The 14486-nt window shown below is 71.9% G+C and carries 12 protein-coding genes; 8 read left to right on the forward strand and 4 right to left on the reverse strand.

Annotation, left to right across the window (positions count from 1 at the left end; all coding sequences use genetic code 11):
* The first annotated feature begins 51 nt into the window (after window positions 1–51).
* Window positions 52–1440 (forward strand): esterase-like activity of phytase family protein, encoded by a 1389-nt coding sequence (locus ACFQVC_RS10345; protein WP_381829183.1) that lies wholly within the window; start codon window positions 52–54, stop codon window positions 1438–1440.
* A gap of 156 nt (window positions 1441–1596) precedes the next feature.
* On the opposite strand, the gene ACFQVC_RS10350 is transcribed toward ACFQVC_RS10345, so the two are convergent.
* The 4 genes from ACFQVC_RS10350 to xylA all read right to left on the reverse strand — a co-directional run bounded on the left by ACFQVC_RS10350 (window position 1597) and on the right by xylA (window position 5584).
* Window positions 1597–2736: an RNA polymerase sigma factor gene (locus ACFQVC_RS10350; RefSeq protein ID WP_381829548.1), complete on the reverse strand. Its 1140-nt coding sequence runs from the start codon at window positions 2734–2736 to the stop codon at window positions 1597–1599.
* Window positions 2737–2900: 164 nt separating this feature from the next.
* Window positions 2901–3308 carry a YciI family protein gene (locus ACFQVC_RS10355; RefSeq protein WP_381829550.1) on the reverse strand — a complete coding sequence of 136 codons (408 nt, stop codon included), beginning with the start codon at window positions 3306–3308 and terminating at the stop codon, window positions 2901–2903.
* A 137-nt stretch (window positions 3309–3445) separates the two neighbouring features.
* The gene (locus ACFQVC_RS10360; protein ID WP_381829185.1) at window positions 3446–4039 is read right to left on the reverse strand and encodes a hypothetical protein; all 594 of its coding nucleotides are present in this window, start codon (window positions 4037–4039) and stop codon (window positions 3446–3448) included.
* Window positions 4040–4417: 378 nt separating this feature from the next.
* On the reverse strand, window positions 4418–5584 hold the full coding sequence (gene xylA / locus ACFQVC_RS10365; protein WP_381829187.1) for a xylose isomerase: 1167 nt from the start codon (window positions 5582–5584) through the stop codon (window positions 4418–4420).
* A gap of 221 nt (window positions 5585–5805) precedes the next feature.
* On the opposite strand from xylA, the gene xylB reads away from it, so the two are divergent.
* The 7 genes from xylB (at window position 5806) to ACFQVC_RS10400 (ending at window position 14483) form a co-directional block, all read left to right on the forward strand.
* Complete coding sequence (gene xylB / locus ACFQVC_RS10370) at window positions 5806–7371, forward strand: xylulokinase (protein WP_381829189.1); 1566 nt, start codon at window positions 5806–5808, stop codon at window positions 7369–7371.
* 8 nt (window positions 7372–7379) lie between these two features.
* Window positions 7380–8660: an ROK family transcriptional regulator gene (locus ACFQVC_RS10375; protein WP_381829191.1), complete on the forward strand. Its 1281-nt coding sequence runs from the start codon at window positions 7380–7382 to the stop codon at window positions 8658–8660.
* 220 nt (window positions 8661–8880) lie between these two features.
* Complete coding sequence (locus ACFQVC_RS10380; protein WP_381829193.1) at window positions 8881–9912, forward strand: acetamidase/formamidase family protein; 1032 nt, start codon at window positions 8881–8883, stop codon at window positions 9910–9912.
* Window positions 9913–10038: 126 nt separating this feature from the next.
* On the forward strand, window positions 10039–10650 hold the full coding sequence (locus ACFQVC_RS10385) for an N-acetylmuramoyl-L-alanine amidase (RefSeq protein ID WP_381829195.1): 612 nt from the start codon (window positions 10039–10041) through the stop codon (window positions 10648–10650).
* Between the two features lie 200 nt (window positions 10651–10850).
* Window positions 10851–12125, forward strand: a complete 1275-nt coding sequence (locus ACFQVC_RS10390; RefSeq protein WP_381829197.1) for a GAF domain-containing protein — start codon at window positions 10851–10853, stop codon at window positions 12123–12125.
* Window positions 12126–12262: 137 nt separating this feature from the next.
* Window positions 12263–13786, forward strand: coding sequence for an acetaldehyde dehydrogenase ExaC (gene exaC / locus ACFQVC_RS10395; RefSeq protein ID WP_381829199.1), 1524 nt, complete (start codon window positions 12263–12265; stop codon window positions 13784–13786).
* A 469-nt stretch (window positions 13787–14255) separates the two neighbouring features.
* Window positions 14256–14483 (forward strand): type A2 lantipeptide, encoded by a 228-nt coding sequence (locus ACFQVC_RS10400; RefSeq protein WP_381829201.1) that lies wholly within the window; start codon window positions 14256–14258, stop codon window positions 14481–14483.
* The last annotated feature ends 3 nt before the right edge of the window (window positions 14484–14486 follow it).

A 14486-nucleotide genomic window follows, 5' to 3' on the forward strand; every position in this document is an offset into this window, starting at 1 on the left:
CGTGGGCCGTCGGCCGCGCACCGTTCAGCAGCCAGCACCCAGGAGGCCTTGATGTCCGCGCACGCCCCGCAGAGGCGCCGTGTCCGCCGTACCGTCGCCGTCGGCGTGCCGCTCGCCGTCGCGGCCGCGGTGGTCGTGGCCGGGACCGCGACCGGCGTCCAGACCCAGGACGAGGCGGCGGCCGGTGCACGGGACGCCGGCGTGGCCGCGAAGGTGACGGGCAGTGCGACGCTGCCCGATCTGCCGCTCGGCGAGTTCAGCAACGGCCTGCTGCCCGGCACGGTCGCCGACGACCGCGGCGTCGACCTCGGCGGCATCGGCAGCGACCTGTATCCGGCGGGCCGCAAGGGCGAGTTCTGGACGGTGACCGACCGCGGTCCCAACGGGCAGATCAAGGTGGACGGCGGCAAGCGGCGCACCTTCCCTGTGCCCGGTTTCGACCCGGCGATCGTGAAGATCCGGGTCTCCGGCGGCAAGGTGCGTGTGCTCGACGCGCTGCCCCTCACCACCACCCGGGGCAAGCCCGTCACCGGCCTGCCCAACCAGCGGTCGCGGGACGAGGCGCCGTACTCGTACGACGCCAAGACCCCGCTCCCGTACGACCCGAACGGTCTGGACACCGAGGGCATCGTGCGCGCCGCGGACGGCTCCTTCTGGCTCGTCGACGAGTACGGCCCCTCCCTCGTGCACGTCTCCGCGCAGGGCCGGGTGCTCAAGCGGTACGTGCCCGAGGGCCTGAAGCTCGCGGGCGCCGACTACCCGGTGGCCGAGGCGCTGCCCGGCGTGCTGCTGCACCGCAAGCTCAACCGCGGCTTCGAAGGACTGGCCCAACTGCCGGGCGGCGACCTGGTGATGGCGGTACAGAGCCCGTTGTCACTGCCCGACGAGGACGCGGGCGAGGCGTCGCGCACGACGCGGCTGCTGCGCTTCTCGCCACGGCAGCAGCAGGTCACCGCGGAGTACGCGTACCGCTTCGACCCGGTGGGCGTGGTCGACCCGGGCGAGGACGACACCTCCGAGCTGAAGATCTCCTCGGTGGTGGCGACCGGCCGCGACACCCTGCTCGTCCAGGAACGCACCGACAGGACGGCCCGGCTGCAGCGCGTACGTCTGGACCGGGGCTCCGACATCCTGGGCGGCGCCTGGGACAACCCGTCCACCTCGCCGTCGCTGGAAGAGCTGGACGAGCCGGCGGACAACGGCGTTCCGGTCCTGAAGAAGGACCTCGTCGTCGACCTGGGCAAGGTCGAGGGCGTACCCGGGAAGATCGAAGGCGTGGCGGTCACGGGCCGCTCGACGCTCGCTCTGATCAACGACAACGACTTCGGGATGTCGGACGGGCCCGAGGCGTTCGACGCGGACGGACGGCTCGTGGACAGCGGCCTGGAAACGCAGGTCACCTCCGTGGATCTCGGAAAGCGTCTGCCGGGCGACCTGTAGGGCTCCTTACGGGCCCACCGCGCGCAGAGATCTCGCAAGGGCTCTCGCGAGGGCGCTTGCGAGGGCGCTTGCGAGGGCATTTGCAAGGCTCCCGCAAGCGCTCCCGCCAGCGCTCTCGCAGGGCCCCTGCAGCGCCGCTTACCGGCCTTAGCGGTCTTACCGGCGGGAGTTGAGCCGGGCGGCCTGGCGCGTCAGGTGGTCCCGCTCGGCGAGGTTGGGTGCCCTTCGGGCCGCCTCGGCGTACAGCCGTGCCGCCGTCGCCAGGTCGCCGTCGCGCTCGTGGAGGTACGCCGCCACCGCGGTGTGCCGGGGCAGGGAGTCCTCAAGAGCCGCGAGCGCCGCAAGCCCCGCGCGCGGTCCGTCGGCCTCGCCGACCGCAACCGCGCGGTTCAGGCGGACGACCGGGCTGTCGGTCAGGCGGGTGAGTTCGTCGTACCACTCGACGATCTGCACCCAGTCCGTCTCCTCGGCGGTGGGCGCGTCGGCGTGGAGCGCCGCGATGGCGGCCTGGGCCTGGAACTCGCCGAGGCGGTCGCGGGCCAGGGCCGCCTGCAGGACGGTGACACCCTCCGCGATCGACTCCGTGTCCCACCGGCCGCGGTCCTGCTCGGCGAGCGGCACCAGGCTGCCGTCGGCTGCGGTACGGGCGGCTCGCCGGGCGTGGTGGAGCAGCATCAGGGCGAGCAGGCCCGCCACCTCGGGGTGATCGATCGCGGCTGCGAGCTGCCGGGTGAGCCTGATGGCCTCGGCGGCCAGATCGACGTCGCCGGAGTAGCCCTCGTTGAAGACCAGGTAGAGCACGCGCAGCACGGTGGCGACATCGCCGGGCTGGTCGAACCGCACGCCGGAGACCGTGCGCTTGGCCCGGCTGATGCGCTGCGCCATGGTCGCCTCGGGCACCAGGTAGGCCTGGGCGATCTGGCGGGTGGTCAGGCCCCCGACCGCGCGCAGTGTGAGCGCGACCGCGGACGACGGTGTCAACGCCGGGTGGGCGCACAGGAAGTAGAGCTGGAGCGTGTCGTCCACCGCACGCGCGGGACCTGGCGCCGGCTCCTCGTCGACGAGGTCCTCGCGCCGCCGCCGGGCGGTGTCCGCCCGGGCCGCGTCGAGGAACCGGCGCCAGGCCACGGTGACCAGCCAGCCCTGTGGATCCCTGGGCGATTCGCGCGGCCAGGAGCGGACCGCCTCGATGAGCGCGTCCTGCACGGCGTCCTCGGCCGCCGCGAAGTCGGCTCCGCGGCGGACGAGGATTCCGAGCACGCTCGGCGTGAGGCTCCGGATCAGGGCCTCGTTCATCGGTGAGGTCACGGCTGAGGTTCCTTGAGAGCGTGCTCGGGAGGTCACACCAGAGGTCGCTTCAGCGGTCGCTTGCGACACCGCTTCTGCGGTCACTTGCGACACCGCTTCTGCGGTCGCTTGCGACATCGCTTGAGAGGTCTGTTGAGAGGTCTCTTGAGACGTCACTCCGTGATGGTGGGCGGCGCGGTCAGGAGCGGGCGCAGCTCGAGCCACTCGTGGATCGGCTTCCCGCCCGCCCCGGGGGCGGCCGACAGCTCGCCGGCCAGTTCGACGGCGCGCTCGTAGCTGTCGACGTCGATCACCATCCAGCCGGCGATGAGGTCCTTCGTCTCGGCGAACGGGCCGTCGGTGACCGGCGGGCGCCCCTCGCCGTCGTACCGGACGAACGTCCCCTCCGGGGCGAGTGCCTGGCCGTCGACGAACTCGCCGGTGCCCTCGAGGCGGTCCGCGAAGTCGTGCATGTACTGCATGTGCGCCGAGATCTCCTCCGGCGTCCACTGGTCCATGGGTACGTCGTTCACGGCAGCCGGAGCGCCGCGGTAGTGCTTGAGCAGCAGGTACTTGGCCATGGTGTTCTCCTCGGTCCCGGTGCGACCCATCTTGGCCGCCTTCACCCCTGGGACGGAGCCGGTCACGCGTTCTCGACACCGCCGGCCGAGCCGCCCGAACTCTTTTTCAGGACGGGTCTACGAGGGATCCAAAGGGGCTACACCAGCGGCTTGGTGAGTTTGCGGCTCCCGTCCGCTGCGCTGTTCGCGGCCAGGCTGCAGGCCACGCTGTCGATGCCGACGTCGTAGCCCGACTTGTCCGGGTACTGCACGAGGGTGCCGCGCACGGAGCCGGGCGGCTGCGCGGTGGCCTTGCGGTCGAGTGGGGCGCGGCAGAGGTCGGCCGCCGCCTTCTTGAGGGCGGCGTCGTCGGCGAACGAGCCGTTCAGCTCCGCCATCTTGACGACTTCGGCGTCGTGCGGGCGGGTGCACGAACGCTTGGTGGCGTGCCCCTGCCGGCTGTCGCCGATGTCGAAGCAGTCGCCTGCCTTGAGCGTGAAGTAGGGCACCTCGCCGGGCGCGGGGGATTCGAGACCGCTGGGGCGGCCGGTGGGCCTCTCGGACGGCAGGTTCCTGGTGGGCCCGTCGGACGGCAGGCTCAAGGACGGGGTCGGCGTCGGCTCGTCGCTGGTCCGGGCGGGCGGCCTGCGGCTGTCCGGCTCACCGCTGTCGTCGCCCCCGCCCCCGCCGCCCGTCGCCACGAGGACGACCGCGGCGATGGCGCCCATGACGACGGCCACCACAAGGACCACCAGCAGGGCGCCCTTGCGGCCCCGGCCGGGCGGCGGCGGAGGGGGCTGCCACTGAGGTCCGCCGCCCGGCGGTCCGAATCCGCCACGGCCCGGAGGGCCGTAACCGCCACCGCCCGGAGGGCCGTAACCGCCACCGCCCCCACCACCAGCGCCACCACCCGGAGGGCCGTAAGCACCGTCGTAAGGGCCGAAGCCTCCCGGCGGTGGCGGTGGCGGGGGCGGTGGGGGCGGGGGCTGCTGCGGAGGCATCGGCGGCGTAGCCATACCATCAAGAGTCGCCCGTAATCGGTCAAGTGGCGACCCTTGTGCGGAAGTTGGTACGGGGCGGACCGGGCCGGACCGAGGGGACCTGCCTACCCGCGCACTCCGGGAACCTGCCTACCCGCGCACCCCCAGGAGATGGTCCATCGCCAGCTGGTCGAGGCGTTCGAAGGCCATCCCGCGGGCCGCCGCCGAGTCCACGTCGAAGTCCTCGAAGGCGGCGCGGTCGGACAGGAGTTGCGGCAGTCCCTCCGCGGCCGTGGGCAGGGCCAGTTCGTCGAGGCGTGACGCGCGCAGCGCCTCCTGCACCTCCGGGTCGGCGCGGAAGGCGGCCGCACGCTCGCGCAGGATCAGGTAGTTGCGCATACAGCCCGCGGCGGACTCCCACACGCCCGCGTAGTCCTCGGTCCTCGGTGGCTTGAAGTCGAAGTGGCGCGGGCCCTCGTAACCGCCGCGCTCCAGGAGGTCGACGAGCCAGAAGGCGGACCGCAGATCGCCCGCGCCGAAGCGCAGATCCTGGTCGTACTTGATGCCGGACTGCCCGTTGAGGTCGATGTGGAAGAGCTTGCCCGCCCACAGTGCCTGGGCGATGGAGTGCGGGAAGTTCAGGCCCGCCATCTGCTCGTGGCCGACCTCGGGGTTGACGCCGTACAACTCGGGCCGCTCCAGGCGCTCGATGAAGGCCAGGGCGTGTCCGACGGTCGGAAGGAGGATGTCGCCGCGCGGCTCGTTCGGCTTGGGCTCGATGGCGAAGCGAAGGTCGTAGCCCTGTGTGGTGACGTACTCGCCGAGGAGGTCGAACGCCTCCTTCATACGGTCGAGGGCGGCGCGCACATCCTTGGCCGCGCCCGACTCCGCGCCTTCGCGGCCGCCCCACGCGACATAGGTCCTGGCGCCGAGCTCGGCGGCGAGGTCGATATTGCGGATGGTCTTGCGCAGGGCGTAGCGGCGTACGTCGCGGTCGTTTGCGGTGAAGGCGCCGTCCTTGAAGACGGGATGCGTGAAGAGGTTGGTGGTCGCCATCGGCACGGTCAGGCCGGTCGCGTCGAGGGCCTGGCGGAACCGCTTGACGTGGGACTCCCTCTCGGTCTCCGAAGCGCCGAAGGGAATCAGGTCGTCGTCGTGGAAAGTGACGCCGTAGGCGCCGAGGTCCGCGAGGTGCCGGACGCTCTCGGCGGGGTCGAGCGGGGCGCGGGTCGCCTCGCCGAACGGGTCCCTGCCCTGCCAGCCGACGGTCCACAGACCGAAGCTGAACTTGTCGTCGGGGGTGGGCTGATAGCGCATCGCGACTGCTCCTTCGACGGTTCACCGGGTTCGAGGGGCCGAGCCCCGGTTCCGAAATCTCCAGGCGGCTCGTGCGCCACCTATTTCGTCATGGCCCTTAACAAATTAATATCCGGGAGCATCCCTGGGAAGACCTGGACCGAACCGAACCGCCCCGTCCAGCCCCGTCTCATCCCGTCCCGCCCCATCCCGTCCCCCGCACATCCCCGAACGGAGCCGACATGTCAGCAGCCGATGGACCTCTCGTCGTCGGCGTGGACAGTTCCACGCAGTCCACGAAGGCACTGGTCGTCGACGCGGCCACCGGCCGGGTCGTGGCCAGTGGCCAGGCCCCGCACACCGTCTCGTCGGGCGCGGCCCGCGAGAGCGACCCCGAGCAGTGGTGGAGCGCGCTGACGGAGGCGCTGCGCCAGTGCGGCGCCGCCGCCCACGAAGCCGCGGCCGTCGCCGTCGGCGGCCAGCAGCACGGCCTGGTCACCCTGGACGCGGAGGGCCGCCCGGTACGTCCCGCGCTGCTGTGGAACGACGTCCGCTCGGCGCCCCAATGCGAGCGCCTGGTCGAGGAGTTGGGCGGGCCGAAGGCGTGGGCCGAGCGGATCGGCAGCGTCCCTGCACCGGCGTTCACCGTCGCCAAGTGGGCCTGGCTGCGCGAGCACGAGCCGGACGCCGTGGCCCGCACCGCCGCGATCCGGCTACCGCACGACTACCTCACCGAGCGCCTCACCGGAGAGGGCACCACCGACCGCGGCGACGCCTCTGGCACCGGCTGGTGGGCGGCGCCGACGGAGGCGTACGACGACGGCGTCCTGGCCCATGCCGGGCTCGACCCCGCGCTGCTGCCGCGAGTGGTGCGCCCCGGCGAGGTCGCGGGGACGGTGGGCACACTGCCCGAACTTCCCTTCCCCAAGGGCGTGTTGGTGGCCGCAGGCACCGGTGACAACGCAGCGGCCGCGCTCGGCCTCGGCCTGCGCCCCGGCAGCCCGGTCCTGAGCCTGGGCACCTCCGGCACCGTGTACGCCGTTTCCCGGCGGCGCCCGGCCGACCCCACCGGCACCGTCGCGGGCTTCGCCGACGCGCGCGGCGACTGGCTGCCGCTGGCCTGCACCCTGAACTGCACGCTCGCCGTCGACCGGGTCGCCGCGCTGCTCGGCCTTGACCGCGAGGCCGTCGAACCCGGCGGCGGGGCCACCCTGTTGCCCTTCCTCGACGGTGAGCGCACCCCCAACCTCCCGGGCGCCTCGGGCCTGCTGCACGGGCTGCGGCACGACACGAGCGGCGGACAGCTGCTCCAGGCGGCGTACGACGGGGCGGCGTTCGCGCTGCTGCGGGCACTGGATCTCGTACTCGACGACGGCGACGGGCCCGGCGGGGCGAGCGGAACGGGCAGGCCGGGTGGAGCGGGCGACCCGGCGGACGCGGCCCCCCTCCTGCTCATCGGCGGCGGCGCACGGGGCGCCGCATGGCAGCAGACCGTGCGCCGGCTTTCCGGGCGCCCCGTGCAGGTTCCCGAGGCCCGCGAACTGGTCGCGCTCGGCGCCGCCGCACAGGCCGCGGGCCTGCTCACCGGCGAGGACCCGGCCGCGGTCGCACGCCGTTGGGGTACCGCGCGTGGGCCGCTGCTCGATCCGGTGGAACGCGACGAGCAGACCGTCGAACGGATCGCCGCCGTCCTCGCGGACGCGGGCCCGCTCCTGGGTTCCGGCCCGTCCCTGGGGTCGGGCCCGTCCCCGGGTTCCGGCCCGTCCCCGGGTTCCGGCCCGCTCCCGGGCGCCACGGGAAGGAGCTGACGCCGCACATGAGCACCGAACTGCCGCACACCCAGCAGGGCATCAGACGCCGCAACCTCTCCCTCGTCATGCACACCGTGGCCGCGCAGGGACCCCTCTCACGGGCCGCCGTGGCCGGCCGGATCGGGCTGACCAGGGCGGCCGTGTCGACGCTCGTGGACGAGCTGATCCGCGCGGAGCTCCTGGTGGAGCTGGGCCCGGAACGGCCCGGCACGGCACAGGCCACAGGCAGCGCCCAACCACGGCCCGGCACAGCGCAGGCCACGGGCAGCTCCCAACCTCACGGCAGCGCCCGCACCGTGGGCCGTCCCGGCAACGCCCTCACCATCGGGGAGCGCGGCCCCGTCGGGCTCGGCGCGGAGATCGGCGTCGACCGGCTCGCGGTCTGTGCCGTGGACCTGCACGGCAAGGTGCGGGCCGGGGCGGTCCTGGAGAGCGACCACCGGGACAGCGCTCCGGACCCGGTCCTCAAGGAACTCACCCGCCTGGTACGCCAGGTGACGGCCACCGTGCGGGGCGCGGGGCTCAAGCCGGCGGGGCTCGCCGTCGCCGTACCCGGACTTGTCGCCCGTGACTCGCACACCGTGGTGCGCGCTCCCAACCTCGGCTGGAGCGACATCGATCTCGGCCCGCATCTCCTCGACGCGCTCGACGGGCTGCCGCTCAGCGTCGACAACGAAGCCAATCTGGGCGCGCTCGCCGAACTCTGGATCGGCGGCGACCCCGCGCCGCAGGACTTCGTGCATGTCTCCGCCGAGATCGGGATCGGCGCCGCCGTGGTCGTGGGCGGCCGTCTGCTGCGCGGAACCCATGGTTTCGCGGGCGAGTTGGGGCATGTTCCGGTACGTCCCGAGGGCCCGCCCTGCCGGTGCGGCGGGCGTGGCTGCCTTGAGCAGTACGCGGGCGAGGAGGCGGTGCTGCGGGCCGCGGGCCTCACACCGGGCGAGGGCCGGATCGGGCTCCTGTCGGCACTCGCGGCGGACGGCGACCAGCGGGTGCGCAAGGCGCTGCGCGGCGCCGGGTCCGCACTCGGTATCGCCCTCGCGGGCGCGGTGAACCTGCTCGACCCGCAGACCGTGGTCCTGGGCGGTGCCCTGTCCAAACTGGCGCCGTGGCTGCTGCCCTCCCTGGAACGGGAGTTGGGGCGACGCACGGCCGATCCCGAACGGCCGGGCGGCGGCACTGTGTCGGTGTCACGGCTCGGCTCGCAGGGACCGCTGCTCGGTGCGGCACATTCGGTGGTGCAGGCAGTGCTCGACGATCCATCGGCGGCACCCTGGAACCGCTGAGCGCTCCACGGGAATTCCTGGGGGCCCGGGGCCCGGCCGGGCCCCCGCGCGTCAGTGGTCTGGACCGATAACACCCGCGCTGCCCTCTTCCGCCCCTGTGGTCTGGACCCTTACCGTCGATCGCGGTGGCCCCCTCCCCCGGCGGGTCCCGTGAGTGAGCCTCACGAGTGAGTCCACCGCGCCCCGGCGACGTCCCACGACAGAGCGGAGCCGTCCCTAGATGAGCGAGCTCAGGATCCGGACCGTGCGGCCCCAACCGGCCGAGTACGCCTGGACGTTCGGCGGCGCGCCCCCGGTGGCGCGGATCACTCCCGGCACCGTCCTCGACCTCTACACCGAGGACTGCTTCGCGGGCCGGGTGCGCTCGGAGAAGGACCTGGTGTCGGAGGTCTGCGAATTCCCCTACCTCAACCCGCAGACCGGTCCCTTCTACGTCGAGGGCGCCGAGCCGGGCGACACGGTGGCGGTGCACTTCGTGTCCATCGAACCGGCCCGCGACTGGGCGGCGTCCACGACAGTTCCGCTCTTCGGGGCGCTCACCTCCACGCACACCACGGCGACCCTGCAGCCGCCGCTGCCCGAGCGGGTCTGGATCTGGCAGCTCGACCGCACCCGGCGCACCGCTCGATTCGCCGCCCACGACAGCGACTTCACCATCGAGCTGCCCATGGATCCGATGCACGGCACGGTCGGTGTGGCGCCCGCAGGTCTCGAGGTGCGCTCGGCCCTCGTACCGGACGCGCACGGCGGCAACATGGACACCCCCGAGATGCGCGCGGGCGTCACCTGCTACCTGGGCGTGAACGTCGAGGGCGCGCTGCTCAGCCTGGGCGACGGGCACGCACGCCAGGGCGAGGGCGAGACCTGCGGAGTGGCCGTCGAGTGCGCCATGAACACCGTCGTGATCGTCGACCTGCTCAAGGACCTGGCGACACCGTGGCCACGGATCGAATCCGACACCCACCTCGTCTCCACCGGCTCGGCCCGGCCCCTGGAGGACGCCTTCCGGATCTCCCAACTCGATCTCGTGCACTGGCTCGTACGCGATTACGGCTTCACCGACCTCGACGCCTACCAGTTCGCCACCCAGGCGGTGGAATCGCCGCTCGCCAATGTCTGCGACACCAACTACACGTGCGTGGCGAAGCTCCGCAAGGAGTGGCTGCCGGCCCGCGAGACCCACCGTGGCGCGCACGCCCGGCTGCGCGAGAGTGCGGCCGCGCTTCTCCCCCACCGGCCCACCAGCCCCTAGCCCGCCAGCCCACCTGCCCCCCCCGGACTCATCACCGAGCACGAGCGCGAGCACGAGCACCCGCCGATCCCTCGTACAGAGCGACCCGAAGGAGCACATCCCCCCACCGGAAAGGCAGTTCACCCCATGGACTACGCGCGCAGAACTCCCGGCATGCCGAGCCGCCGCCGTCTCCTGCAGGGCGCCGCACTCGCCGTGGTACCCGCGGCGCTGCTCCCCGCGACCCGCGCCACCGCCCGCCCGGCGCGGCTCTTCGACTATCCCGACGCCGAATGGGCCCCCGCGAGCACCTCCAACTACACCGCGTCCAGCAGGCCCGGCTCGTACCCCATCGACTTCGTCGTCATCCACGTCGCCCAGGAGACCTACGCCGACACCATCGCGATCTTCCAGAACCCGCAGAAGAAGGTCTCGGCGCACTATGTGGTGCGCTCGTCGGACGGGCAGGTCGCCCAGTGCGTCCGGGACCGCAACATCGGCTGGCACGCGGGCAACTGGGACTACAACACGCGCAGCATCGGCATCGAGCACGAGGGCTGGGTCGATGACCCCGCCTGGTTCACGGAAGCGATGTACGTCTCGTCCGCCGAGCTCACCGCCTATCTGTGCGCCACGTACGGCATCCCGAAGAACCGCGACCACATCATCGGCCACAACGAAGTCCCCGGCGCGACCCACACGGATCCGGGGCCGCACTGGGACTGGGACCGCTATCTCTCTCTCGTGAACTCCCTGTGAGCCGATCGTCCCCGGCCGACTGAACTGGGCGTTCCCGGCCCACCGAACTGATCGTCACCGGTCGACCGAAGCGATCATCCCCGGCCGACTGAGCTGATCGTCACCGGCCGATCCCGCCAATCTGCCGCCGCAGCGGTTGTCGGTCCGCACTGCCGGGGCGACGATGTCCCCGACCGCAGGGCCCGCACCGGGAGGCAGAGTTGACGGATCCGTGGGTGGCACTGGAGCCCGGCGCCGACCCCGCCGAGCGGGTACGGATGCTGCGCCGCGCCCACGCCACGTTCACCGCGGCCGGCACCGCCGGCACGGTGGCGCGGCCGGTGCGGCCGGTGGTGGCCGACTCGTGGCGGCGTTCGGTCCGGGCCCGGGTCAGCCCCGAGGGCACCGCCCGGGTCGAGCTCGCCGACGGCGACCTCGGCGCCTACCGCGCACAGCATCCGCTGGCCCGGGTGATGCCGCTGTTCCGCGAGCTGATGAGCACCTTCGCCATGGACGGTGAACATCTCCTCGCGGTGTGCGACGCGCACGGACGGCTGATGTGGGTCGAGGGGCATACGGGCACCCGCAGCCGTGCCGGGGACATGAACTTCGTGCCCGGCGCCCGCTGGGCGGAGTCCGTGATGGGCACCAACGCACCGGGCACGGCGGTCGCCGTCGACCGCCCCGTGCAGGTCTTCGCCGCCGAGCACTTCAGCCGCCCGGTGCAGCCCTGGACCTGCGCGGCGGCACCGGTGCACGATCCGCACACCGGCAGGCTCCTCGGCGCCGTGGACATCACCGGGGGCGACCGGCTCGCGGGGCCGATGAGTCTGGCGTTCGTGCAGGCGGTGGCGCGGGCGGCGGAGGCCCAACTCGCCATCGACCGGCGGCCGTCACCGGTGGAGAGGGTCCAGCTCAACACGCTGGGCCGGGACGAGGCCCTGCTCGTGGCGCACGGCCGCAGGATGCGGCTCAGCCGCCGCCACAGCGAGCTGGCGGTCCTGCTCGCCCGCCACCCCGAGGGCCTGACCGGCGATCAGCTGCTCCTCTTCCTGTACGAGAACGAGTCGATGTCCCCGGTGACGCTGCGCGCCGAACTCTCCCGGCTGCGGAGCCTGTTGGGCGCCGATCTGCTCGCGTCCCGGCCCTACCGGTTCACCGCTCCGGTGGACGCGGACTTCCTGCTGGTCGAACGCCGTCTTGCCGCGGGCGCGGTGTCCGGGGCGATGGCGGCGTATGCCGGACCGCTGCTCCCCCTGTCCCAGTCGCCCGAGGTGGCCCGCATCCGTGACCGTCTCGGTCACGCCCTGCGCGGCGCCCTGGTCCAGCGGGGCGATCCGCAGCTGCTCGCGGACTGGGCGTACAGCCCGTGGGGCGGCGACGACCTCGACGTATGGCAGGCGCTTGTGGCGGCGACGCCGCGGGGCGCGCCGGAGCGGGCGGCGGCGGAGGCGCGGCGCCGTGACCTGGACGAGGAACAGTCGGCACCGTCGTAGAGCCCGCCGCGGACACCCGCCTGGCCCGGGCCGCCGGAACGTCCGCCACGGGCAACGTGGTTGCAACCTCAGCGCTCCTAGCCTCCCCGGAGAACGCTGCCCGACGACGGGCGGCAAGCCCCGGGAGGCCCGAAGAAATGACCCGTTACGCCGCGCCCGGCACCGAGGGCGCCCTCGTGTCCTATCAGTCGCGCTACGACCACTACATCGGCGGCGAGTACGTGCCCCCGGCCCGGGGCCAGTACTTCGAGAACCCCAGCCCGGTCAACGGCCAGACGTTCACGGAGATCGCCCGCGGCACCTCCGAGGACGTGGAGCGGGCCCTGGACGCCGCGCACGCCGCGGCACCCGCGTGGGGCCGCACCTCCACGACGGAACGCGCGGTGATCCTCAACAAGATCGCCGACCGGATGGAGGCGAACCTCGAACAGCTGGCGGTCGCCGAGTCCTGGGAGAACGGCAAGCCGGTCCGCGAGACCCTGGCCGCCGACATCCCGCTCGCCATCGACCACTTCCGCTACTTCGCGGGCGTGGTGCGCGCCCAGGAGGGCTCGCTCAGCCAGATCGACGACGACACGGTGGCGTACCACTTCCACGAGCCGCTCGGTGTGGTCGCGCAGATCATCCCGTGGAACTTCCCGATCCTGATGGCGACCTGGAAGCTGGCCCCGGCGCTCGCCGCGGGCAACGCGGTCGTCCTCAAGCCGGCCGAGCAGACCCCGGCGTCGGTGCACTACTGGCTGAGCCTGGTCTCCGACCTGCTGCCGCCCGGCGTCCTGAACATCGTCAACGGTTTCGGCGCGGAGGCCGGCAAGCCCCTGGCGTCCAGCCCGCGGGTGGCGAAGGTCGCGTTCACCGGGGAGACCACGACGGGGCGGCTGATCATGCAGTACGCCTCGGAGAACATCAAGCCGGTCACGCTCGAACTCGGCGGCAAGTCACCGAACATCTTCTTCGACGACGTGTGGGCGGCGAACGACGAGTTCCGTGACAAGGCCCTGGAGGGCTTCACCATGTTCGCTCTCAACCAGGGCGAGGTGTGCACCTGCCCGTCACGGGCGCTCATCCAGCGCGGCCACTACAGCGAGTTCCTCGAAGCGGCCATCGCCCGCACCGAGCAGATCATCCCCGGCCACCCCCTGGACACCGGGACGATGATCGGCGCCCAGGCCTCCAACGACCAGCTGGAGAAGATCCTCTCGTATCTCGACATCGGCCAGCAGGAGGGCGCGAAGGTGCTGACGGGCGGTCAGCGCATCGAGTACGACGGTGAGTTGGCGGGCGGCTACTACGTCCAGCCGACGATCTTCGAGGGCGACAACAGGATGCGGATCTTCCAGGAGGAGATCTTCGGCCCCGTGGTCTCGGTGACCTCGTTCACCGACTACGACGACGCCCTGAAGATCGCCAACGACACGCTCTACGGCCTCGGCGCCGGCGTCTGGACGCGCGACATGAACACCGCCTACCGCGCAGGCCGTTCGATCCAGGCGGGCCGGGTGTGGGTGAACAACTACCACGCCTACCCGGCCCACGCGGCGTTCGGCGGCTACAAGCAGTCGGGCATCGGCCGTGAGAACCACCGGATGATGCTGGATCACTACCAGCAGACGAAGAACCTCCTGGTGAGTTACTCGACGGCCAAGCTCGGGTTCTTCTAGAGCCTCGGCTCCGGTACGGAGCCGCACCTCGGGTGTCCGGAGGCCTCGGCCGCGTCCGGACACCCCGAATCGGCCCCCGTGTCCTCTTCGGTCCCGAATGCGCACGCCTTCAATGAACCTGCACATCGAATGTGCACCCTGGTCACGCCATTCGGTCCGCGCTCCCGCCGAATTTCCATGCATGGACCACAGGAAGTGCCTTTTGACAGGAGGGTGTCCGATTTGCTGGAGGGCGTCGCATGACGCCCTCCATTTCCCTCTGTGGATGTTGTGAAGGAGCTGCCGCCACCCGGTGAACCTGCCTGCACTCAGCGGTGATTCGATGCCACAGTCACAGCTGAACGTCACTTCGTCGATTGGATGTACGAGCTGCGATCGTGCTTGGATCCAGCACTACGCGGAATTCGCACCGTGGGTTCCGCGGAGTTTGAAACACCTTTACGACATTCATGAGAAGGGCGTTCACATCATGAACAACACCCCCCAGGTCGAGACCCTCGAGATTTCCGACGCCGACCTCGACAACGTCGCCGGCGGCCTCGTCTCCGGTCTCGCGGGCAACGTCACCAACACCCTCGACTCCGTCGCCCCGGTCTCCGCCACCCTCGGCGGCGTCGTCGGCACGGTCGAGGGCACGACCGGCGTGAACACCGGCGCCGTCACGAACCTGGCCACCGGCCTGACCGCCGGTCTCTGAGCC

Origin of the sequence: Streptomyces monticola (genome assembly GCF_042665355.1) — a bacterium.
GTDB lineage: Bacteria > Actinomycetota > Actinomycetes > Streptomycetales > Streptomycetaceae > Streptomyces > Streptomyces monticola.